Here is a 23,585-nt window from a genome sequence, read left to right as displayed (position 1 = left end):
AGCGGCTTCAGCCGCGAAACAAGCAACACTCCCGATACCGGACGCGGCTGCAATTACGGATACGCTGGCGACCTTCCACGTCGATGGTTTCGCGGCTGAAGCCGCTCCTACACACGACCAGGCCACTGGCTCAACGCTTGGAATCGCGCAGTGCCTGCTGTTCAACCAGGGTGAGCGCAACGTTGTCGCGCAGGTAGGCCGGCTGCACCAGTTCCGGGGCGATGCCCTCGCCGCGCAGCATGGCCGGCACGGCAATCTTCAATACATCCGATGCGCAGGGCAGCGCCTGTGCATCCAGCGAGGCCAGCTGTGACTGGAAGCGCGTTGCAAGCACGCCTTCCATGGCGCCGAAGCCGGTGCCTACACCGGCCCAGCCGGATTGACCGGCGGGCAACTCAACCGCATCCGGGGCAATAACGGCTTCATTGCCCTGCAGCTGCAGGGCACCTTCGCCATCACGCACGAAACGCGCGATATAGATTTCGCCCATGCGCGCGTCGATGCTGGCCAGCACCTGCGCTGCAGCTTGCGGCGCGCGCATTGCCAACGCCTGCAGCGTGGATACCGGCAACAACGGGCGGTCCAGCGCCAGTGCGATGCCCTGCGCGATGGCGATGGCCAGGCGCACGCCGGTGAAAGCGCCGGGGCCGCGACTCAAGGCAATGCCATCGAGTTGACTGCGGCTGATGCCGGCTTCGGCCAACAATTGCTCGGCCCACGGCAGGCTCAGTTCGGCATGCCGGCGTGGCGCAACCTCGAAACGCTCCAGCACCTGCCCATCGACATGCAGGGCAACGGAACAGGCTTCGGTGGCGGTTTCAAAGGCAAGCAGCTTCATGGCAGGACAGTCACGACAGGAAAAAAGGCGGTGCGGCGGAATCCGCGTCGGCAGGCAATGCGTCGGCCTGATCGGCCGTGGCAGCGTGCTCCGGCGCCCATTGTCGCGCAAAGAAGGCCTGCACATCGGCCAACTCGCGGGTGCGGCGGAACGGCGGCAGCGAATCCAGGAACACGCGGCCATAGCCTTTGCTCAGCAAACGTGGGTCGCACAGCACCAGCACGCCACGGTCGGTTTCGCTGCGGATCAGCCGGCCGACGCCCTGCTTCAGCGCGATCACCGCCTGCGGCAATTGTTCGTCACGGAACGGATTGCCGCCGTCGCGGCGAATGGCGTCCAGCCGCGCTTCAAACACCGGGTCATCCGGCGCGGCAAACGGCAGTTTGTCGATGACTACCACGCTCAGTGCGTCGCCGACCACGTCCACGCCTTCACGGAAACTAGCCGAACCCAGCAACACGCCATTGCCGGAGTCGCGAAAACGTTGCAGCAAGCTGGCGCGCGGCGCCTCGCCCTGTACGAACAGCGGCCACGGGCCGCCGCGCAGCGCCTCGGCCGCCTCACGCAGTGCGCGGTGCGAGGCAAACAGCAGGAACGCGCGCCCTTGCGAGGCGTCCAGCACCGGCGTCAGCGCGGCGATCAAAGCGGTGCCGAAACCGCGCGCAGCCGGATCGGGCAAATGCTGCGGCAGATAGCACAGCGCCTGTTGTTGCCAATCGAACGGGCTGGGCTGGATCAGCGTATTGGGGTCATCCAATCCCAGCCGCGTGGCCAAGTGGCTGAATTCCCCACCGACGGTCAAGGTGGCCGAGGTGAACACCCACGCCGCCATGGAACGTTCCCGGTGCTCACGCAACGGGCCGGACACATCCATCGGCGTGCGCTGGCAGCGGAAGCCGCGCGGCGTGAGTTCGTACCAGAGCACATCGTTGTTGGGGCTGGAAACGGGGAACAGGGAATCGGGAAGGGCGGCGTCTGGCTCCATCGCCAGCAACGGCGGCGCGGCAGCGGACGGCGCGTCGTCGATATCCCATTGATCGACCGCAGCGTCGCCGCCTTCATCCAGCCACCGCGACAGCCGCGCCACGCCTTCCAGCGCACGCGCATGGCAGGCATCCAGGCCGGGCGAGGCTTCGCGCAGCAGCGCCAGGGCATCGCGCAGTTGCGCCAGTGCCGCAGCCACTGCATCAAACCCCTCGGCCACTTGCGGCACCGCCAACGCACGCCAGCGGGTGCCGCGCTGCGGCAGCTTTTCCATTGCATCGCGCAGTTCGCGCAATGCCAGTTCCAGCGTGGCAACCGGCTGCTGCAACGTGGCCTGCGCACCGGCAACGCTGCGGCATTCGGCCAGGCAATCGCGCGCAAGCTCCTGCCAGGGGCGCATGCCAAAACCTTCGCCGAAGAAATTCGCCGCCAGTTCGGGCAGCTGATGCGCCTCATCGATGATGAAGGTCTGCGCGCCCGGCAATATCTCGCCGAAACCTTCCTGCTTGAGTGCCAGGTCGGCCAATAGCAGATGGTGATTGACCACCACCAGATCGGCCTCTTGCGCACGCTGCCGCGCACGCACCACGAAGCAGTCGTCCCAGAACGGGCAGTCGGTGCCCAGGCAGTTGTCCACGGTCGAGGTGACCGTCGGCAACAGCGGCGAGTCGTCGGCCAGGCCATCGAGTTCGGCGACATCGCCGTACTGGGTGCGACCGGACCAGGTGACGATGCGCTGGAACTGCGCCACCTGTTCGGTGCTGGTGAAACGCGGCTCGCCACGCGCCTGATCCAGGCGGTAGCGGCACAGGTAATTGGAGCGCCCCTTCAACAACGCGGCACGATGGCCCACGCCAAGCGCGGCGCGCACGCGCGGCAAGTCACGGTGATACAGCTGGTCCTGCAGCGCGCGGGTGCCGGTGGAGACTATCGTCTTCAACCCCGACAGCAGCGCCGGCACCAGGTAGGCAAAGGTCTTGCCGGTGCCGGTGCCGGCTTCGGCGAGCAGCACATCGCGCTGCTGGAAGGCCTCGGCAATGGCGCCGGTCAGGCGCAACTGCGCCGGACGCGGCACGAACGCATCCAGCGCGCGGGCAAGCGCCCCACCTTCACTCAGTGCTTCACAACTGGCGGTGGCTAGCGAGGACATGGTGTTGGTGCGGTGATTGGGGAATCGGGATTGGGGATTGGCGAGCGGCCTTCCAGGAACCGTCACCAGCCCTGCAACTGCATGGAGTTGCAGGTCGTGGCGGCAGGCCTTCCATTGCGGCTTGCCAATCCCCAATCCCACCGCCCCAATCCCTGCTCGATCAGAACCGCTTGATCCCCGGCACGGTGCAGCCTTCGATCTGTGCGTGTGCCGAGATGGCGTTTTCCTTTTCGGCACGGGCCAGGCGCGACTGCTCGATGGTGGCCCAATGGCGGCGGCACAGCGGGCCGGTCCGCGAGCCCAGGTCCACGGCCTTCTTCGCCAGCGCCTCCGCACGCGGCCAGTCGGCCTGCAGCAATGCCACTTCGGCACGCTCCTGCAGGATGCTGGGGTCGTTGTCGACCAGCAGCAAGGCCTGGTTCAAGGCATCAGCGGCGCCGTTGAGATCACCGGCCTTGCGCATGGCAATGGCCGAGGCATGCAGGTCATCCACCTGCGCATCGCGCAGCGGCTGCACCGACAACTCGGTGTCATCGACGCCGGCGATGGCTTCAACGGCCGCCAGGCGCTGCGCCGGCGTGGTGCTGTCCACCGGCTTTGGCGTGACCGGCGGTGCGCTGACACAGGCGCTGAGCAGCAGGCCGGCAGTGCTGGCTGCCAGCGCGGAACGGATCAGGGAAATGTTGTTCATGGCTTGCATTATTGCGCAGGTGTTTCTGAAGCTGGGGTGGCTGCCGGTTCAGCCGGCTTCGGCTCCAGGCCAAACCAGCTGCGCCAGCCGCCGCCCTGTTGAGCGCCCGCCTCGCCTTCGCCCGGCGCAGCCTCCGACGGCATCGTGCAGGGCAGGTATTGCGGGGCAAAACCCACCACGAACGGGAAGCGACGCGCGCCAGGGCAGCCTTCATCGGTGGCGTTGCTGCCGGCGGCTTCGACGTACTGCCAGTCCAGCCCCTTGTTGTTCACCTGCAGCGGCTTGCTCGGCAGGTTGCGGAAGATGCCCGACCACACCCGCATGGAGCCGGTGGAACCGAACAGGCCGGTCTGCTCGTTCTGGTCGTTGCCCATCCAGATCACCGCCAGATGGTCCCCGGTGTAGCCGGCGTACCAGCTGTCGCGGCCGTCATTGGAGGTGCCGGTCTTGCCTGCCGCCTGCAAGCGCGACAGGCCATCGGCATTGAGCCGCGCGGCGGTGCCGCTGGACACCACCTGCTGCAGCGCGACGCTGATCAGGTTGGCGGCGATGGAATCGCCTTCCTGCGCCGGTGCCGGGTTCTTGTCGTAGCGCTTGAGCAGCTTGCCCTGTGCATCAACCACGCCACGCACCGCATGCAGCGGCTGGATCTCGCCGCCGGAAGCCAGGAACTGATACAGCTGCGCCATGCCATACGGGCTCTGGTCGGTCGCCCCCAGAATCACCGAGGGATTGGAATCGGCCTTGAGCCCGGCCAGCACATTGATCAGCTGGGTCAGCCGCTCCGGCCCGACCTGCATGCCCACCCGCACCGTGGCCTGGTTGTACGAGCGCGCCAGCGCGTCGATCAACCGCACCGTGCCGTGGCTGCGGTTGTCGGCATTGCCCGGCGTCCAGTTGCGGCCGCGGCTCAGTTTGACCGTGACCGGCGAGTCATCCACCCAGCTGGCCAGCGAGAAGCGATCCGGCTGGGCAAGCGCCAGCAGATACACGAACGGCTTGAGCAGCGAGCCCACCGGACGCTGCGCTTCGATGGCGCGGTTGAAGCCCGGTTCGGCCACGTCGCGGCTGCCAACCACCGCCAGCACGTCACCGTTGTGGACGTCGGTCACCACCAGGCCGGTCTGCAGCTCGGGCCGGCGCTTGTTCTCCAGCGACTTGATGGTGTGCGCCACCGCGCCTTCGGCATACGCCTGGGCCGACGGCGACATCCCGGTGAAGACATTCAGGCCTGCGCCCTGCAGCGCGCTTTCCGGGTAGTCATTGCCAAGCTGGCGGCGCACCAGGTCGATATAGGCCGGGAAGCGGTTGGCCGCAGCCAGCCCGGCGGTCTTGGATACGCCCAGCGGTGCCTTCAGTGCGCGCTGGTACTCGGCCTCGTCGATGAGGTTGCTTTCGAGCAGCTTGCCGAGGACGAAATTGCGGCGGTCCAGCGCCCGCTCCGGATTACGGCGCGGGTCGTAGTGCGACGGGCCCTTCACCAGCCCGATCAGCAGCGCCACCTGTTCGGTGGTCAGCGCATTGAGGTCGCGCCCGAACCAGAACTCAGCCGCCGAGGACACGCCGTGGATGGCTTGGCCGCCGCGCTGCCCCAGGTAAACCTGGTTCAGGTAGGCCTCCAGAATGGTGGTCTTGTCGTAGCGCGCTTCCATGATCAGCGCGTACAACACCTCGTTGAATTTGCGGGTGAGGGTCTGTTCCTTGCCGATGCCGAGCAGGCCACTGCGGGCCAGCTGCTGGGTCAGCGTACTGGCGCCCTGCCGGGTCTGCCCGCCACTGCGCACCGCCACCCACACCGCGCGTGCGATGCCACTGAGGTCAATACCGTGGTGGCGCGCGAAGTCCTTGTCCTCCACCGCCTGCAGGCCGGTGACCAGCAGCTCCGGCGTTTCGGTGACCCGCACCAGGCGGCGCTCTTCCTGCTTCTGCCCGTACAGCGTGGCGATACGTGCCGGGTCCAGCCGCGCGGCCTTGATCGCCTTGCTGCTGCCGGCTTCGCGCACCGATGCGACCTGCCCGTCAGACACCGCGGCGACGACCTGACGGGGTGCCACACGGCCGTCCACATCGTTGTAACCACGGCTGGAAATGGTGAGCGTGCCGCCCTGCACCTTGTAGGTGCCCGGGCTGCTGCCGGTGCCATCGTCGCGATACCCCGACGCGGCCAGCTCGGTCTTGAGCGTGGCCACGTTCATCGCCACGCCGGGGCTGAGCACCAGCGGGCGCGCATAGACACGGGTGGGGATCTGCCAGCGCAGCTCACCGAACCGCTGCGTGACCTGGCTGTTCAGGTACAGCGTGTACGGGATAAGAAAGCCCAGCCCCAACGCAACGGCGGCCAATCCCCAGGTGATGAGCCGGTTGCGCCACAACAGCCTGCTGTCGTCGGTATCGTCGTCGAAGTCGTCTGAATCGTAGCGTCGTGGCACGGGGATGCGAGAATGTGGTTTGTCACGAGTCTAACGCAGCGCCATCCTCTGGCGCGGCGCTGGGTGTTTTCCTGCTTAAGCTGGAGTTCCGAAGGAATGTCGATGTCACTGGCCGATGCGCGGTATCACCTCAAACGCGTCATCGGCCTGATCCGCCGCGGCCTGGCCAGCCTGCGCACCCGTGGCTGGCGCGCCACCCTGCACCGGGTGGGCGTGCGTACCCGGCAACAACCGCCGCCACGCCGTGAGCCCCTGTATGTGCCCGCCAGCGGTCCGTTCGCGCCCTTCAGCGTGCCCACCAGTGACCGCCCCCGGGCCAGCATCGTCATTCCGGTCTACAACCACTGCGCCCACACCCTGGCCTGCCTGCGTGCGCTGGCCGCCCACCCGCCGATCGCCGACTGCGAGATCCTGGTGGTTGATGACGGCAGCAGCGATACCACGGCCGAGTGGATGCCACAGATCACAGGCCTGCGTTACCACGTGCGTGCGCAGAACGGCGGCTTCATCGCCGCCTGCAACGACGGCCTGCGGTTGAGCCGCGGGCAGTACGTGGTACTGCTCAACAACGACACCATTCCGCAGCCGGGCTGGCTGGACGCACTGCTCGATACCTTCGCGCGCATCCCCGACGCCGGCCTGATCGGCGCGCAGCTGCTGTACCCGGATGGGCGCCTGCAGGAATCCGGCGGCGTGGTGTTTGCCGATGGCAGTTGCTGGAGCTATGGCCGGTTTGAATCGGCCGAAGACCCCCGCTTCGCCAGCCTGCGCGATACCGACTATTGCTCGGGCGCGGCGCTGGCCATCCCCCGCGAATTGTTTGAACAACTCGGCGGGCTGGATACCCGCTACGCCCCGGCCTACTACGAAGACACCGACCTGGCGTTCAAGGTCCGTGCCGCCGGCCGCCGTGTGCTGGTGCAACCGGCCAGCCGCGTGGTGCACGACGAAGGCACCAGCAACGGCACCGATACCGGCAGCGGCATCAAGGCCTACCAGGTGCGCAATCAACAGGTGTTCGCTGCGAAATGGCGCGATGCACTGGAGCAGCAGTTGCCGGTCGGCGCCGTGCCGGCCCCGGCCAACCAGCACCGCAGTCAACCGCAGATCCTGATCCTGGATGAATCCGTGCCGCAGCCGGACCGTGACTCGGCATCGCTGCGCCAGGTCAACCTGATCCGCATGCTGCTGGAAGACGGCGCGCATGTGGTGTTCGTCCCCACCCGTGGCCTGCATGCCGGCAAGGCCACCGAAGCATTGCAGGCCATGGGCGTCGAAGTCTGGCATGCGCCGTTCCTCAAAGGCGTGACCCGTTGGCTCCGCGACAACGGCACCCGCTTCTCGGTCGTGGCCATGGTGCGCTACCACGTCGCCAACGAATGCCTGTCGCTGGTCAAGCAGTTCGCACCACAGGCACGCACCGTGTTCGACACGGTGGATCTGCATTACCTGCGTGAACGACGCGGCGCGGAAGTGGCCAATGACGCCGGGTTGCTGCGCAGCGCCGAGCGCACCCGGGCCAGCGAACTGGCCGTGATGGATGCCACCGATGTGACCGTGCTGGTCAGCGCTGCGGAGCAGGAACAACTGGCTGCGGACGCACCGCACGTCAACGTCGAGCTGATCTCCAACCTGCATGAAATTGCAGGCCATGGCGCCGATTGGGCGCAGCGCCGCGACCTGGTGTTTGTCGGTGGCTTCCTGCACCTGCCCAACCTGGATGCGATGCAGTGGTTCATCGGCGAAGTGTTCCCGTTGATCCGCAGGCAACTGCCCGAGGTGTGTTTCCACTGCATCGGCGCCGATGTACCCGACAGCATCCGCACGCTGGCCGCAGGCCAGGCCGGCGTCACCGTCCACGGCTATGTGCCGGACGTGACGCCCTACATGGATGGCATGCGCATTGCCGTTGCGCCGCTGCGTTTTGGTGCCGGGGTCAAAGGCAAGATCAACCTGAGCATGGCCCACGGGCAACCGCTGGTGGCCACCACCTGTGCGGTGGAAGGCATGCACCTGCGCGATGGCCAGGACGTTTTGGTCGCCGACGATTCACAGGCCTTCGCCGATGCGGTGGTGCGCCTGTACAACGATCAAGTGCTCTGGCAGCAGCTTTCCGGGAACGGCCTGCGCAACATCGCCCAACACTTCTCGATGGATGCCGCACGCCAGGCGGTGAAGCGCGTGTTCTTCTCCCCCGTGACGAACACGCGCGGCAACTGATGCCGGCCGCAGCGTTTCGGCGCTAGGGCACCACGCTGCGCACGCGCTCGGCGAAGTCACGGATTTCCGGGGTGCTGCCGTCTATCTCCCGTGCCTGCGCCAGCGCCTGTGCGGCGAAGGCCGTATCACCTGCCCCCAGGCGTTCACTGCCGACGGCCAGCCAACGCTGCGCCAGCCGGCGTCTGGCCGGCGCCAGGCCGGCATCGGTGGACGCCAGCGCCTGCCACGCATCCAGGCAGGTGCGTGCCGCGCGCAGCCGGTTTCCGCGCAGGTTGTCTTCAAAACAGGTCCGCGCCGCTGGCAGGATGCGTGCCGCCGCACGTTTTACCCGTGCGTCCTGCGGCGCCAGCGCCTGCGCCGCCTTGAACCTGTCATACGCGCTGGTGCCCGGCGGCAGCAACCATTGTTCACGCGCTTCGGCCACCTCCAACTGCGCGAGCAGCTCTTTCAAGCGGCGCTCGCGGCCAGCTTCCGGCAGCGGTGCCTCCATGGATTGCTGCGCAGCGCGTGCACGCTGCAACGCGCGACTGGCAGCGATGACCTCCGGGCTGTCCGGGGCAAGTTCCCGGGCCTGCGCCAGTGCCTGCTCGGCCTGTTCAAAATGGAAATCCCCGGCCAGCCGCGCCACTTCCTGGGTCTGCAGCAGCACCACCCGCTGCAGCCCTTGCCGGGCGACCGGGTCTTCGCCGACCGCCAGCACCTGCTGGAACCCCGCGGCCGCTTTCTGCAGTTGCCCGCGTGCGAGATCGCGCTCGGCCTGACGGCTGCGGCGTTCCAGCGCGCCGTTCAATGCAGCCTTGGCCGATGGCAGGTTGGCATGCCCGGGATCGTAGCTTTCCACGCGCTTGAGCAATGCGGCAGCCGCCGCGACATCACCGGCAGCCACACGTTGCGTGGCTTGCGCCAACAGGTCGGACAAGCCCTCATCGCGCCCCTCCAGCGCGCGCATGCGATCCGGCTGCACGGCAAGCACGCGCTGATAGAGCGGCAATGCGCTGTCCGGGCCATCGTCCAGGTGGCCGGCGGCCTGCGCGGCCTCGGCCTGGTGCAGCAACTGCTCGACGCTGTCGCGTTCGTGCGCACTGCGCGGCAGTGCGGCGGCCAGCGGTTCGATCTGCGCGGCGGGGGCCTGCAGCTGTCGTGCCAGCTCAAGTGCAGCGGTCGCAGCAGGATAGTCACCTGCGGCCAGATGCAGCCGGGCCTGCTTCAACGCGGCCTGCCCGGTCAACGCCAACGCCTGCTGGGCATCACTGCGGTCTGGATCCAGTGCGATGGCCGCTTCAAACAACTCGCGCGCACCGCTGCCGTCCTGCGCGCTCAAATGACCTTGCTGCAGCGCCTGGCGGCCTTCAGCGAGCAACTTCTGCACCTTGGTTTCCGGCCACAACGTGTCGGCCAGTGGCTGCCGGAAGACCGCCAGCACCACCGCCAACACGGCCACACCCAGGGCGATCCAACGCCATGCGCGCGGGCTGTTCCAGCCGCGCGCCACCCACCAGCGCAGGTACAGCCGCAGCCGTTCGCCGAGCGTTTCCAATCCTTGTCTGCAGCGCTGCCGCCAATTTTCCATCGCAACAGCTTACTGGCAGACGCTGTCTACAACGTGTTCCGGTACCCGCTCAACCCAGCCTGCGCGCCTCATCAACGCCCGGCAGTGCATCAAGTTTGCCCAGCAGCGTGGAGAGCTGGCCGTAGTCATTCACCTTCAGCCGCAGGCGCAACTGCACCCGGCCACTGTCACGCACGTTGTCGCTGTTGATGTCGGTGACATAGGCATCTTCCTGGGCGATCAGGTTGGTGATGTCCTTCAGCAGCCAGCGTCGGTCCATCGCGCGCACCATCACGTCCACTTCATAACCCGTGCCGGTACGGCCCCACTCCACCGGCAACACGCGCTCGGGATGGGCGGCGCCCAGCCGTGCCAGCGCGGCGCAGTCCATGCGATGCACGGTGACGCCGCGGGTGCGGGTGAGGTAGCCCTGGATCGGCTCGCCGGCCACCGGCTGGCAGCAACGCGCCAGCTGTACCAGCAGGTTGCCCACGCCCTGCACGGTGAAGTCTGATTTGCCGGTGCTGCCACGGCGCGCCGTTGGGCGCGGCAGGGCCGGCGTCGTCGGCGGTGCCAGCGCGGCCTTTTCGGCCTCCAGCAAGGCGCGGCTGACCTGGTTCGGGCCGGTGTCGCCCAGCGCCACCTGGATGTACAGGTCGTCCACGCTGTCAGCGTGGAACTTGCGCGCGGCCACCATCAGGTCCGAATGCTGCAGGCCCAGCCGCTTGAGTTCGCGGTCCAGCAGGTCGCGCCCGGCCTGCACGTTGCGGGCGCGGTCCAGCTTGTGGAACCAGTTGCGCACCTTTTCGCGCGACCGCCCACTGGCCAGAAAGCCGTTGGCCGGCAGCAGCCAGTCGCGGCGGGGATCGGCCTCCTTGCCGGTGAGGATTTCCACGCGGTCACCGCTGCGCAGCCGGTAGGTCAGCGGCACGATGCGGCCGTTGATCTTTGCCCCACGGCAGCGGTGCCCGACCATCGTGTGCACGTGGTAGGCAAAATCCAGTGGCGTGGCGCCGGCCGGCAGGTCCATCACCTCGCCCTTGGGGCTGAGTGCATAGACCCGGTCTTCGATCAGTTCGGCATCCAGCGCGCCGGCCAGGTCCTCGGGGCTGCCGGGGTCCTGTGCGTGCTCCAGCAGTTGCCGCATCCAGGTGATCTTGCGGTCGAAGGCCTTCTCCGCGCCCTTGCCGCCTTCCTTGTATTTCCAGTGCGCGGCCACGCCCAGTTCGGCCTGGGCGTGCATTTCGTGCGTGCGGATCTGCACTTCGATGGTGCGCCCTTCCGGGCCGATCACCGCGGTGTGCAGCGAGCGGTAATCATTGGCCTTGGGCCGGGCGATGTAGTCGTCGAACTCGCTGGGAATGGGCGTCCACAAGGCATGCACCACGCCCAGCGCGGCGTAGCAGGCAGCAACGTCGTCCACCATCACCCGCACCGCACGCAGGTCGTACAGCTGCTCGAAGGCCAGCTGCTTCTTCTGCATTTTTCGCCAGATGCTGTAGATGTGCTTGGGCCGGCCGCTGACTTCGCCACGGATGCCCTGCTCTTCCAGCGCGGTGGACAGCTTTTTCTTCACCGCCTCGACATAACGCTCGCGGGCGATGCGGGTTTCGTCCACCTCGCGCGCGATGTGGCGGTAGGTGTCCGGCTCCAGGAAACGGAACGCCAGGTCTTCCAGCTCCCACTTCAGCTGCCAGATGCCCAGCCGGTTGGCCAGCGGCGCGTGGATGTCGCGGGTCAGCTGCGCCAGCGCACGGCGCTCGGCGTCGGGCAGTTTGTCGGCCGCGCGCATGCAGGCCAACTGCCGCGACAGCAGGATCGGCACCACCCGCAGGTCGTGGATGATGGACAGCAGCAGGCGCCGCAGCCCTTCGGAATTGCGCCCGGCGTCGCGCCCGGCGTGCAGCGCCCAGACCTGGTCCGCCGCCTCCTGGCCATCGAGCAGGCCGCTGACGGCAGTAGCGGACGCCCCCAGCGGCAGCTCGGCCAGGCGCGCACGCAGCCCCGGCAGGTCGAACAGCAGGGCAGCCACGATCACACCTTCATCGGCCGACAGCAGCGCCAGCGAATCCAGGGTGTCGGCCAGTACCGGCCAGGACAGGCGCGGGGCGTGTTCGGTTTCAGCTTGCTGCCAGCAGGCCAGCAACGCCTGCCGCAGCGGTTCGGACAGGGCGCGGGTGGAGGCGCGCTGCAGCAGCGTATCCAGGTCAGGGGAGGAGGTGCGGTTCACAGCATTCAATTACAGGCGGTTGCCCCTACACTAGCGCTCAACCGCATTCGGGAACAATTGCCCATGAAGCTTCCGCGCCTGGCTGTACTGTTTGCTTTCACCGCTCTTTCACTTTCTGCCATGTCCAGCGCGCAGGCCCAGCGCGCCGTTACCGGCGACCTGCAACAGCAGATGTCCGAGGCCGAGTTCAAGGCTGCCGGCCTGGACAAGCTCAGTGCGCAGGAACTGTCCTCGCTGAACAACTGGCTGCAGGGCAAGGTGGAGCAGGCTACTAATGTCGCGTTGGAACAGGCCCGCGAAGAAGGCCGCCAGGAAGTCATCGTCAAGAACCGCGGTTTCCATGACTTTGGCTCCAGCGAACCCATCCAGTCGCGCTTGACCGAAGAGTTCACCGGGTTCGGCAAGGGCCGCCAGTTCACCCTGGACAACGGCCAGGTCTGGGAACAGACCGATGACGCCCGCGTGGCCGGCGTGCGCAAGCAGACACCGGACGTGCGCATCACCCCCGGCCTGATGGGCGTGTGGTACCTGCAGGTGGACGGGCTCAATACCCGCGCCAAGGTGCGCCGCACCAAGTAACCCTCAAACCCGCCGCTCGCCGCCCCGGTCCGCTGCCACGCCCGGACAGGGGTACGGCGGCAGCAACCCGCCCATCGCCAGACGACATCACCCATGCGCCTATTCTTGATGCTCCTGTTGTTGCTCCCGGCCAGCGCCTTTGCCCAGGTGTACAAGTGCAAGGGCAAATCCGGCGAGACCATGTACTCCGAGCATCCCTGCGATGCCCGCGCCGAGCCGATGAAGCTGCGTGAGCATGCTCCGCCGACGCCGGTCGCCACCGCCCCTGTCGCCGAGCCCAGGGCAGACGGTGGGCCCGCACCGGCCAGCGAGGGGCCGGGCACCGCCAGCAACAGCGAACTGGAAGCCAACCGCGCCGCCGAGCGCGCCTGCATCGCCAACGCCACCGCGTCGGTCTACGGCCCGTCCAACGACCGCGTGAGCACGCTGCAGCAGCAGATGACGCTGCTCAGCGAGCAGTTGGCCAATGCCCCGGATGCGCAGCGCAGCCAGGCCTTGCGCACGCGCATGACCACGCTCCGCCAGGCCATCACCCGCGAGCATGGCAACGCGCATACGCAGATGAACACCGCGCGCCAGCGTTGCCTGGAGATGCATCGCCCGGCACAGGCACCGGCGCGCTGAGGCAGGTTCTGCAGGCCGGGATCAGCCACTGCATGATCCCGGCCTGTGCAGTGCGCCGCTCAGCTGCGCAGGGCAGCTACACGCTGTGCCAGTTTCTTGGCCGAGATGCCGGAACGGAAACCCAGTTCCTGCGCGAACAATGACACCCGCAGTTCCTCGATGTCCCAACGCAGCGCAGCCCACTCCGGGCGCCCGGCCAAACCCTGCGCGCGCGCATCGTCCAAAGCATCGACGAATGGCTTGAGCTCCAGCATCCGTGCCTGGTCGCGCGGTGGATCACGCTTGGCCCGCTCGGCACGCAGGATCATCGCCTTGAGGTAGCGCGGGAACTGCGCCAGCGCATCGGCCGGCGTCTGGCGCAGGAAACCGGCATGCACCAGCCCAGCCAGCTGCGCTTCCATGTCGTCCAGGTTGCCGCGCGCCCAGCCCATCAAGGGAGCTTCCAACTGCGGCTTCAACTCCCCGACCAGGCCGAGGATGGCTTCAGCCAGCTTGAGCCGTTCCATCGCCTCGCCAAACAGGCGCTTGGCGGCGTCGGCCCGACGCAGCTCAAACGTGTCGGGCGAGCGCAGGGTTTCCAGCCCGTCGGCCAGCACGGCGTTCATCGCCGCATCGACCAGATCACCGCGCAGGCGCTCCTGCGATTCGATGGCCGCATACAGCAGGCCGGTCTTGGGAGACACCGGCAGCTGTTTGCGGGCCTGCTTGACCTTGTCGGCCAGGGCAATTTCCAGCAGGCGGCGCACGCCCAGCGGATGCAGTTGGAAGGCTTCCTTGCGGTCGGCAAAGATGCGCAACGCCGCCGCTTCGCCGGTGTCCACCAGCGCCGGGTACGCCGGCACGCCGGCTTCGCCAGGCACCTGTTCGGGAATGGCGGTTGCCGGGAATTCGCGCAGGCCTTCGGCGGCCAGGGCCTGCCCCGCACGCGCCGCGAACGCACTGCCAGCGCGTTCACCAAAACGCGCACGCAATGCGTCCAGGTCACGCGACATTGCCAGCAATTTGCCCTGCTCCCGGCCATTGGCATCGGCGGCAGGGTTGGAAGACGCGCGCCCTTCACCCCGTGCTTCGTCACCGGGCTTGCCCTTTCGCGCTGCGCGAACGGAGGGAGACGCTGCTTCAAACAGCCGCAGGTTCATGCGCAGGTGCGGGTCAAGCGCCTCCACGTCAAAATCCGTCGCCGCCACGCTCGCGCCGGTGGCCTTGCTCAGAAAACGCGCCAGCTCGCCACGGATGTCATCGGCCGACGGTTCGGCCCAGGCCTCGAAGAAGGCGCGGCCAAAATCCGGCGCCGGCACATAGTTGCGGCGCATTGCCTTGGGCAGGCTGCGGATCAGCGCAGCCGCCTTTTCGGCGACAAAGCCCGGCGCCAGCCACGACAAGCGTGCCGCGTCCAGCGCATTGAGCAGATGCAACGGCACATCCAGGGTCACGCCGTCGTCTTCGGCACCCGGCTCGAAGCGGTAGTGCATCGCCAGACGGGCATCGCCCAACGGGAAGTACCTGGGATAGCGATCCTGCTCGCTGCCCTCGCCCGGCAACAGATCGACCAGTGACCACTGCAGGCTGCGGCGTTGTTCCGGCGCCAGCGTCTTCCACCAACCGTCCAGCAGATTGGCCGAGTGAATGTGGGACGGCACGCGGTCCAGGTACCAACGCGCCTGCCAGTCCTCGTCGGCGACGATGCCGGCGCGGCGCAGCTTGGCTTCTTCCTCGCGTGCCTGCTCCAGCACTTTCAGGTTGTCGGCGACAAAACTGGCGCGCGCGTTGATCTCGCCGGTGACCAGCGCCTGGCGCACGAAGATGTCATGCGCTTCGCCCGGGTTGATCCGGCCGTAGTGCACCGGCTTCTTCGGCGCCAGCACCAGGCCGAACAGGCTGATCTGCTCCGACGCCAGCACCTGCCCCTGCGCACGCGACCAGTGCGGGTCAAAATGCTTGCGCGCCAGCAGGTGCGGCAACTCGGCAATCACCCAATCCGGCTCGATGGAGGCATTGGTCATGCCCCATACGCGCTGCGTGTCCAGCAAGGTGGCACTGAGCACCCACGGCGGCGGCCGCTTGGCCAGCACCGAGCCGGGGAACAGATGGAAGCGGCGCTGACGCGGCGCCTGGAAGTCACCCTTGTCGGTGCGATGCCCAACCTGCGTCGGCAAGCCCGCCAGGATCGCGCGATGCAGCGCTTGGTAGGCGGCAATACGCACCTTGTCGGGGATGGAAGCAAAACCGGGGTCAGAGTCGGGTCTCCTCGCATTTTTCTCCGACACGGGAGCAACAACCGGCAAACCCGACTCGGACCCCGGTTTCTTTCCCTCACGCGCCAGCCGTGCGGCTTTGTGCTGCTCGCCGCGCGTGGCCTTGCGCTTGGCTTCAGCATCGCCGCCGGCGGGCAGCGGCGCCGGTGCCGACAACAACGCCTGACCGAACGCCTCGCCTTCATTGGTTTCCCAGCCCAGCTCATCGCACAACAAGCGCAGCTGGCGATGCAGCTCACGCCACTCGCGCATGCGCAGAAAACCCAGGAAATGCCGGCCGCACCAGTCGCGCAGCTTGGACTGGGTGAGGTCTTCGTGGGCAACGCGATAGCCTTCCCACAAACGCAGGATGCCAATGAATTCCGAACGTGCATCGGCAAACAGCGCGTGTGCGTTGTCGGCTGCCTGACGCGCCTCCGGTGGGCGTTCGCGCGGGTCCTGGATGCCCAGAAACGAGGCGATCACCAGCATCTGCCGCAGGCAGCCGCCCTTCTGCGCGGCCACCAGCATGCGTGCCAACTTCACGTCCACCGGCAGGCGCGCCATCTGCCGGCCGATGGCAGTGAGCTTGCGCTCCTCGCCAATGGCGCCCAGCTCGGCCAGCTGCTGCCAGCCGTCGGCCACGGCACGTTCGTCCGGCGCTTCCAGGAACGGGAATTCGTCGATCTGCCCCAGGCCCAGCTGCAACATGCGCAGGATCACGCCGGCCAGCGAGGAACGGCGGATTTCCGGATCAGTGAATTCGGCACGCGACTGGAAATCGGCTTCCGAATACAGCCGGTAGCAGATGCCCTCGGCGATACGGCCGCAGCGGCCCTTGCGCTGGTTGGCGCTGGCCTGCGACACCGGCTCGATATGCAGGCGGTCCAGCTTCTGCCGCGGGCTGTAGCGTTTGATTCGAGCGAAACCCGGGTCGATCACATAGCGGATGCGCGGCACCGTCAGCGAGGTTTCGGCCACGTTGGTGGTCAGCACCACGCGCCGCTTCGGCCCCGGGTTGAACACGCGGTCCTGGTCCTTGGCCGACAAGCGCGCATACAGCGGCAGCACTTCGGTTTCGCGGTACTTGCGCCGTTCCAGCGCCTGATGGGTGTCGCGGATCTCGCGCTCGCCCGGCAGGAACACCAGCACATCCCCGCGCGGATCGCCGCGGGTGATTTCATCCATTGCCGCGACGATCGCCGACACCGGATCACCGTCAGGCTCCTCGCGCCGGCCCCGTCCGCCCGCATCGGCGTTGGAAGAATCCGACTCTGACCCCGGCTTTTCATCCAGCGGCCGGTAGCGCACTTCCACCGGGTAGGTGCGGCCTTCCACGCTCACCACCGGCGCATTGCCAAAGTGCCGCGAGAAACGCTCGGTATCGATGGTGGCCGAGGTGACGATCAGCTTCAGGTCCGGGCGCTTGCGCAGCAGTTGTTTCAGGTAGCCCAGCAGAAAGTCGATGTTGAGGCTGCGTTCGTGCGCCTCGTCGATGATCAGCGTGTCGTAGCGCGACAGCCAGCGGTCCGAGGCGATCTCGGCCAGCAGGATGCCGTCGGTCATGAACTTGATGCGGCTGTCCTCGCCCACCTTGTCGGTGAAGCGCACCTGGTAGCCAACCACCGAGCCCAGCTCGGTCTGCAGCTCCTCGGCCACGCGCGCGGCCACCGCGCGGGCGGCAATCCGGCGCGGCTGGGTGCAGCCGATCATGCCGGCCTCGCCCCGCCCGGCCGCCAGGCACAGCTTGGGCAGCTGGGTGGTCTTGCCCGAGCCGGTTTCGCCGGCAATCACCACCACCTGGTGGTCACGGATGAGTGCGGTGATCTGCTCGGCTTCACGCGCGATTGGCAGCGCATCGTCCATGGTGATGGCGATCTGCTGCGCGGCACGCCGCTGGCGCTGGGCACTTGAGCGCTCCAGCAGCTGGGCGAAGGCCTGTTCATTGGCAGCGTCGGCCGGCTTGCCCTGCCAGCGCGACCACAGGCCAAGCAGACGTCCGCGGTCCCGGCTCATTGCACCGTCAATGGCCTTGCGGGCGTCGCGCAGGCGCGCGGCAGTGTCTTTTTCGATAGTGCTCATCAATCGTTCAACGAGAAAACTTGAAATATCGGTATGTTGGCCGGAGCGGTATTGTGAAGCCATTCAACCCGTCAAGGAGAAATGCGTCATGGCAAAAGCCAAAAACAGCAGCAAGGTCGAAGCTGGCAAGAAGAAGCTGGCAGCCGCCGCCCCGACGGCGCCGGGGGTCAATATCGGGATCAAGGACGGCGACCGCAAGAAGGTGGCCGACGGCCTGTCCCACTTCCTGGCCGATGCCTACACCCTGTATCTGAAGACCCACAACTTCCACTGGAACGTCACCGGGCCGATGTTCAACTCGCTGCACACCATGTTCGAGGCCCAGTACACCGAGCAGTGGGCCGCGCTGGATGAGATCGCCGAGCGCATCCGTGCACTGGGCTTCACCGCACCGGGTTCCTACCGCGAATTCGCCGCGCTCACCTCCATCGCGGAAGAGCCGGGCCTGAACGACAGTGCCAACTGGCAGGAGATGGTGCGCCAGCTGGTAGCCGGCAACGAAGCGGTCTGCCGCACCGCGCGCAAGGTGCTGGACGTGGCCGATGACGTGGACGATGCCCCCAGCGAAGACCTGCTGACCCAGCGCCTGCAGACCCACGAAAAGTACGCTTGGATGTTGCGCTCGCTGCTGCAGTAATTCCTTCGGGCCTTCGCCCCTGCGGGATTTCCGTGGTTCCGCCTGCGGAACCACGGACCCTGCTTCATCTGCCAGCCAGATCCCCCCGCCTTCGGCGCGCACTCGCTACGCGACCTGTCTGCCTGTAGTGCCGAGCCATGCTCGGCCAGGGGCTTTCCCAAAGAGTCCAAAAGCACGGCTGTGCCGGCCCCTCTCCTGCCTTCGGCATCCTCTCCCGCAAGGGGAGAGGCCAAATGCAGCAGCCTCCCGATTCCGCCAATCCCGTAAACTAGCGCGATGCCCCACAGTCCCGCGCAAGAGCTGCTTTCCAGCGTTTTCGGTTACGACAGTTTCCGCGGCGACCAGCAGGCCATCGTCGAACACGTCGCCAGCGGCAACGATGCCCTGGTGCTGATGCCCACGGGCGGCGGCAAGTCCCTGTGCTACCAGATCCCGGCGCTGCTGCGCGATGGCTGCGGCATTGTCATTTCACCGCTGATTGCGCTGATGCAGGACCAGGTGGAAGCCCTGCGCCAGGCCGGCGTGCGTGCCGAATTCCTCAACTCCACGCTCGATGCCGAAACCGCTGCTCGGGTGGAACGCCAACTGCTCGACGGTGAACTGGAATTGCTCTATGTCGCCCCCGAGCGCCTGCTGACCGGCCGCTTCCTGTCGCTGCTTGGGCGCAGCCGCATCGCGCTGTTCGCCATCGACGAGGCGCATTGCGTGTCGCAGTGGGGCCATGATTTCCGCCCGGAATACCGGCAATTGACGGTACTGCACGAACGCTGGCCGCAGATTCCACGCATCGCGCTCACTGCCACCGCCGACCCGCCCACCCAGCGCGAGATCGCCGAGCGCCTGGACCTGGCCCAGGCGCGGCACTTCGTCAGCTCCTTCGACCGCCCCAACATCCGTTACACCGTGGTGCAGAAGGACAATGCCAAGCGTCAGCTGCTGGGTTTCCTCAAGGGCCACCGCGACGAAGCCGGCATCGTGTACTGCATGTCACGCCGCAAGGTGGAGGAAACGGCCGAGTTCCTGTGCCAGGAGGGCATGAACGCCCTGCCCTATCACGCCGGCCTGCCTGCCGAAGTGCGCGCGGCCAACCAGCGCCGCTTCCTGCGCGAGGACGGCATCGTGATGTGCGCCACCATCGCCTTCGGCATGGGCATCGACAAACCGGATGTGCGCTTTGTCGCGCATACCGACCTGCCCAAGTCGATGGAAGGCTACTACCAGGAAACCGGCCGTGCCGGCCGCGATGGCGAAGCTGCCGAAGCATGGCTGTGCTACGGGCTGGGCGACGTGGTGCTGCTCAAGCAGATGATCGAACAGTCCGAGGCCGGCGAGGAGCGCAAGCAACTCGAACGTTCCAAACTCGACCACCTGCTGGGCTACTGCGAATCCATGCAATGCCGTCGTCAGGTGCTGCTGGCCGGCTTCGGCGAAACCTATCCCCAGCCCTGCGGCAACTGCGACAACTGCCTCACTCCGCCAGCCGCCTGGGATGCCACCGTGCCGGCGCAGAAGGCGCTCAGTTGTGTGTACCGCAGCGGCCAGCGTTTCGGCGTGGGCCATCTGATCGACATCCTGCGTGGCAGCGACGCCGAGCGCCTGCGCCAGCTCGGCCACGACAAATTGAGCACCTACGGCATCGGCCGCGACCTGGATGCGCGCAGTTGGCGCGGCGTGTTCCGCCAGCTGGTCGCTGCCAGCCTGCTGGAAGTGGACCCCGAAGCGCACGGCGGCCTGCGCCTGACCGACGCCAGCCGCGATGTGCTCAAGGGCCGCCGGCAGATGATGATGCGCCGCGAAGCCCCACCCGCGCGCGAACGCGAGCGCAGCGGCGGCCCGCGCACCGGCCTGCCGGTGCAGCCGGAAGACCTGGCGTTGTTCAACGCCCTGCGCGGCCTGCGTGCGGAACTGGCACGCGAACAGAACGTGCCGGCCTTCGTGATCTTCCACGACAGCACCCTGCGCAACATCGCCGAGCAACGTCCGACCAGCATCGATGCTTTGGGCCGCGTTGGCGGCATAGGTGGCAGCAAGCTTTCGCGTTACGGCCAGCGGCTGGTGGACATCGTGCGCGAGCAGGGCTGATCTGCCACTGCCCGCGCCTTGCAGGGCGTGATTACCAGCGTGCGCTGATGCGGAAATCCGCGCGCACGCTGTCCTGGTCCTTGAGCACGTCATCCAACGGGTGGCCCAGATCCAGGCTGTAGCTGTAGCGGCTGGCGAACTGGCCGTTCAGGCCCACGCCCACGCTGCTGATGCTGGCGGCCGTCGGGAAATCGCCGCGCACATCACCGTGGTCGAAGAACACGTACACATCGTGCGCCTGCTTGTAGGGACGGTGCAGTTCCACGCTGCCGTAGTAACCCTTCACCCCGGACAAGGCACCGCGCACGTAGCCACGCACACTGCCGATGCCACCGACCTGGAACAGATTGCTCGATGGCAGGAAATCACCATTGGTGAACTGCCAGCCCAGCTGCGCGCGATACAGGAAGCCACTGGCACCAATCCGCTGTGTCCACGACGTACTGCCGTTGGCCGTGGTGAAGTTGCGGCCCTTGGCCAGGGTTTCATCGGTCTGGATGCGTGAAACGCCTTGATAGAAAGTCCAGTCATAGCCGTCGTTGCGGTAGCCGGTGCTCACCCCCAGCGTCATGACCGTTGAATCAATCTCCGAAACACGTACGCCGGCAATTTCGGATATGGAATTGCTGCGGCCGATGCTGGCTGTGGTGGAGAGTATCCAATGCTGGTTGGCAATCCACGGCTGGGTGAAGTCCAGACCGTAGTTGGTGGATTCGCCGGTGATATCCAGGTCACGGTAGGCGCCGTCGATGATGTTGATCTGGTTGCGCGAGACATTCACGCCCAGCCGCCCATTGCGCTTGTTGATGATGCCCGAATACGACACGCGCCCTTCCAGGCCCCCGCGCGAGTACGCCACCGAGCCGGACAACAGGTCGTTGATGCTTGCCAGGCCCCAGAACTGGCCCTGCACACCGTAACGCTCGCGGCCGGTGCTCTCCACGCCGGAGTTGTCAACGAACACACCCCAGTTGCCGCGGTCCGGTGTCTCGGTCATCAGCACGATGTCGGTTTGCCCGGCCGTTTCACCGGGGCGCAACAGGGCGCGCACCTGCAGATCGCTGGTGCGATTGAGATACACCAGGTCATCGCGCAGGCGATTGGTCTGCACCACTTCACCCACCGGCTGGTGAATGCGTTTTTCGACAAAGCGCACCGGCACCTTGCCTTCGCCTGTCACCTGCAGTTGCCCCAGCCGCCCTTCCAGCAAGGTGACTTCAACGCGCCCGTCCTCGATGGCCTGTTCCCGCAACAGGGCTTTGGCGGTCGTGATGCCCTGCTCGGCATAGGCCGTGTTGATCTCGGCAACCATCTGGTTCAGCTCCGCCAGGCTCACTTCACGCCCCTGATAGCGGGCGCGAATGGCATCCAGCGTTTCGGCAGCCAGCAGTTCAGAGGCACTGAAGCTCACATCCCGCAGAAGGAAACGGGTGGTGGCGTCAGCCGACGCCGGCGTATCACTGGCCGGCGCCTCCTGCTGCAGGGGATCAACAACCGGCTTGCGCGGCTGCAGTGGTTGACGCTGCTCGTAGTAGCCATCAATCCGCTGTGCGGCGGCCTGGCCCTCGCTTGTCGTCTTGGACTGCGCGCTGGCAAAGCAGGGCAACAGCGCGCTGCCGATGAGGAGCATCCCTCGGTACATGTTTCTGTTCCTGTCGTTCATCAGTTGGGGGCCCCGAGGTTGACCGCACCGGCAGCGGAGGACACGACATCGTCCTGCTGCGGTTCGTCATCAAGCCAACGCGAGGCAGGCATGCTGCTGCGGCCATTGGTATCCAGCTTGAGCATGCGGTTCATGTAACGCACCGCACTCTCGCCCAGGTAGCTCGGGCCTCCGTCGACATGCTCCGGGTTGTAGTTGGGGCTGGTCACGCGGAAGCCATCGGCAAAGCGCACGACGTAGGCATTGGTATTGAGGAACGTGCCGTCAGCCGACAGCCGGAACGTCTTGTCCAACTGGGTCAGCTGCACATCCGCCGGTCGCAACACCGGGCTGGTGTTGTCCATCAACAGGTTCATGCCGGCGGTCTTCAGCGTCATGGTCTTTTCGATGAAGCCCTGCGCGATCTCGGCGCGTGCTGCGGTCGAGGCCAGCTGTGCATCGACGGCCTTGATCTGGTCGATCAACCAGGCATCACGCGGATCCACTTCAACCACCACCTTGCGTGCAACCCCGTTGCGATAGCCCGTGAGCGTGGTCGTCAACGGGCCTTGCCCCTCGTTGGACTGTGCGATGTGGGCCGTGATGTCGCTCGCAGCCAGGTTCAACCGCGTATCCACGATGCCGTTCGCCAGCGACAGATGGTCGCGTGCGGACAAGGCCGCCGATGCCGCGCGCAACTGGCCGCCGTCCACTGCGCCACCCTGTGCATCCATGCTCACGGTGGTCCCCGCCTGGATACGGTCGAAGTGGATGCTGCCGCCGGAGATGATCGACTGCAGGCTGCCACTGTCACCGCCGCCGATCATCACGTCACGGCCTGCCACCAGCGACGCATCCCGCCCGGCACGATAGCTGCCCCATTGCTGGCTGCCGCCGCTGTCGGCCGTGATGTCGGCACCTGCGTTCGCATTGCCGATATCGATGTCGTTGGCCGCACGCACGCCCAGTGAACGGCCCGCATCAATACTGCGGCCCAGTACATCGCCGGCATGCGAAGTCAGCCCGATGTCGGACCCGGCATGCAGGCTGTCGAAGGACAGGCTCTGGGTCGAAGCCAACTGCAGCGCGCAGCCCGCCTGCACCGATCCCAGCGCAAGGCGGCCACCGGCCTCGCCACTGAAGTTGCAGCCGGTCGTCACCTCGTCGGCGGTCAAGTCGGTGCCTGCCACCCACGTGCCATCCACACCGATCACCGCCGTGCCGACCTCGATGGCCTTGCCAGCCTGCAGGTTCATGGAGCCACCCACACTGGCAGTCCCGAACGAGGCATTGCCACCGGCCGTGGCCGAAAGATCGCCCTGGCCGTTGAAGCTCGTCACCGACGTATTGCCGCCGCTGCTCATCGTGCTGTTACCTGCGACATCCAGCGTGGTCGCGGTCAGATCGTTAGCGGCCTTGACTGCCAGCGCCTTGCCCACGGCGGCCTGCCCGATCACCACATCAGACTGGCCGTCGATGGCTGCATTGCCGGTCACCTTTGCATCGGCGATGGACAAGGTGCCCACCGCATCTGCCGTGAGATCAGCACCGCTGCTCAGCTGCTGCACATCCAGCGTGCTGCCGGATGCAAGCGTCATCGCCGCACCGGAGGAC

At 66.5% G+C, this 23,585-nt stretch carries 14 protein-coding genes; 5 read left to right on the top strand and 9 right to left on the bottom strand.

Annotated features, from left to right (window positions below; genetic code table 11):
• Window positions 1–130 precede the first annotated feature (130 nt).
• The 4 genes from tsaB to mrcB all read right to left on the bottom strand — a co-directional run bounded on the left by tsaB (window position 131) and on the right by mrcB (window position 6,092).
• Window positions 131–838, bottom strand: coding sequence for a tRNA (adenosine(37)-N6)-threonylcarbamoyltransferase complex dimerization subunit type 1 TsaB (gene tsaB, locus ACVOLO_RS17200; protein ID WP_481571540.1), 708 nt, complete (start codon window positions 836–838; stop codon window positions 131–133).
• 10 nt (window positions 839–848) lie between these two features.
• Window positions 849–2,972, bottom strand: a complete 2,124-nt coding sequence (yoaA, locus tag ACVOLO_RS17195; protein ID WP_481571539.1) for a DNA repair helicase YoaA — start codon at window positions 2,970–2,972, stop codon at window positions 849–851.
• Between the two features lie 160 nt (window positions 2,973–3,132).
• Complete coding sequence (locus ACVOLO_RS17190; protein WP_481571538.1) at window positions 3,133–3,663, bottom strand: tetratricopeptide repeat protein; 531 nt, start codon at window positions 3,661–3,663, stop codon at window positions 3,133–3,135.
• Between the two features lie 8 nt (window positions 3,664–3,671).
• Window positions 3,672–6,092: a penicillin-binding protein 1B gene (gene mrcB, locus ACVOLO_RS17185; protein WP_481571537.1), complete on the bottom strand. Its 2,421-nt coding sequence runs from the start codon at window positions 6,090–6,092 to the stop codon at window positions 3,672–3,674.
• 96 nt (window positions 6,093–6,188) lie between these two features.
• Here mrcB and ACVOLO_RS17180 point away from each other — a divergent pair, with 96 nt between their 5' ends.
• The gene (locus ACVOLO_RS17180) at window positions 6,189–8,312 is read left to right on the top strand and encodes a glycosyltransferase (RefSeq protein WP_481571536.1); all 2,124 of its coding nucleotides are present in this window, start codon (window positions 6,189–6,191) and stop codon (window positions 8,310–8,312) included.
• A gap of 22 nt (window positions 8,313–8,334) precedes the next feature.
• Here ACVOLO_RS17180 and ACVOLO_RS17175 read toward each other — a convergent pair whose 3' ends face one another.
• Window positions 8,335–9,804 (bottom strand): hypothetical protein, encoded by a 1,470-nt coding sequence (locus ACVOLO_RS17175; RefSeq protein ID WP_481571541.1) that lies wholly within the window; start codon window positions 9,802–9,804, stop codon window positions 8,335–8,337.
• Between the two features lie 127 nt (window positions 9,805–9,931).
• On the bottom strand, window positions 9,932–12,091 hold the full coding sequence (locus tag ACVOLO_RS17170) for a RelA/SpoT family protein (protein WP_481571535.1): 2,160 nt from the start codon (window positions 12,089–12,091) through the stop codon (window positions 9,932–9,934).
• 63 nt (window positions 12,092–12,154) lie between these two features.
• Here ACVOLO_RS17170 and ACVOLO_RS17165 point away from each other — a divergent pair, with 63 nt between their 5' ends.
• Together ACVOLO_RS17165 and ACVOLO_RS17160 are read left to right on the top strand one after the other, a co-directional pair.
• Window positions 12,155–12,670 carry a hypothetical protein gene (locus tag ACVOLO_RS17165; RefSeq protein ID WP_481571534.1) on the top strand — a complete coding sequence of 172 codons (516 nt, stop codon included), beginning with the start codon at window positions 12,155–12,157 and terminating at the stop codon, window positions 12,668–12,670.
• Window positions 12,671–12,763: 93 nt separating this feature from the next.
• On the top strand, window positions 12,764–13,294 hold the full coding sequence (locus ACVOLO_RS17160) for a DUF4124 domain-containing protein (RefSeq protein WP_481571533.1): 531 nt from the start codon (window positions 12,764–12,766) through the stop codon (window positions 13,292–13,294).
• A gap of 59 nt (window positions 13,295–13,353) precedes the next feature.
• Here the strand turns inward: ACVOLO_RS17160 and hrpA are convergent, their stop codons facing one another.
• The gene (gene hrpA / locus ACVOLO_RS17155) at window positions 13,354–17,610 is read right to left on the bottom strand and encodes an ATP-dependent RNA helicase HrpA (protein ID WP_481571532.1); all 4,257 of its coding nucleotides are present in this window, start codon (window positions 17,608–17,610) and stop codon (window positions 13,354–13,356) included.
• Window positions 17,611–17,698: 88 nt separating this feature from the next.
• Here hrpA and ACVOLO_RS17150 point away from each other — a divergent pair, with 88 nt between their 5' ends.
• Both ACVOLO_RS17150 and recQ read left to right on the top strand, forming a co-directional pair.
• A complete protein-coding gene (locus ACVOLO_RS17150) occupies window positions 17,699–18,247 on the top strand; it encodes a Dps family protein (protein ID WP_481571531.1) in 549 nt (182 codons plus the stop codon).
• 276 nt (window positions 18,248–18,523) lie between these two features.
• Window positions 18,524–20,329, top strand: coding sequence for a DNA helicase RecQ (gene recQ, locus ACVOLO_RS17145; RefSeq protein WP_481571530.1), 1,806 nt, complete (start codon window positions 18,524–18,526; stop codon window positions 20,327–20,329).
• Between the two features lie 31 nt (window positions 20,330–20,360).
• Here recQ and ACVOLO_RS17140 read toward each other — a convergent pair whose 3' ends face one another.
• Window positions 20,361–21,971 (bottom strand): ShlB/FhaC/HecB family hemolysin secretion/activation protein, encoded by a 1,611-nt coding sequence (locus tag ACVOLO_RS17140; RefSeq protein ID WP_481571529.1) that lies wholly within the window; start codon window positions 21,969–21,971, stop codon window positions 20,361–20,363.
• Window positions 21,972–21,991: 20 nt separating this feature from the next.
• On the bottom strand, window positions 21,992–23,585 hold a 1,594-nt coding region (locus ACVOLO_RS17135; RefSeq protein WP_481571528.1), incomplete at its 5' end, for a hypothetical protein.

It is taken from the genome of Stenotrophomonas sp. STEN056, from assembly GCF_056759635.1.
Note: the sequence above shows the minus strand (reverse complement) of the source record. Positions and strands in the feature narration are given on the sequence as shown.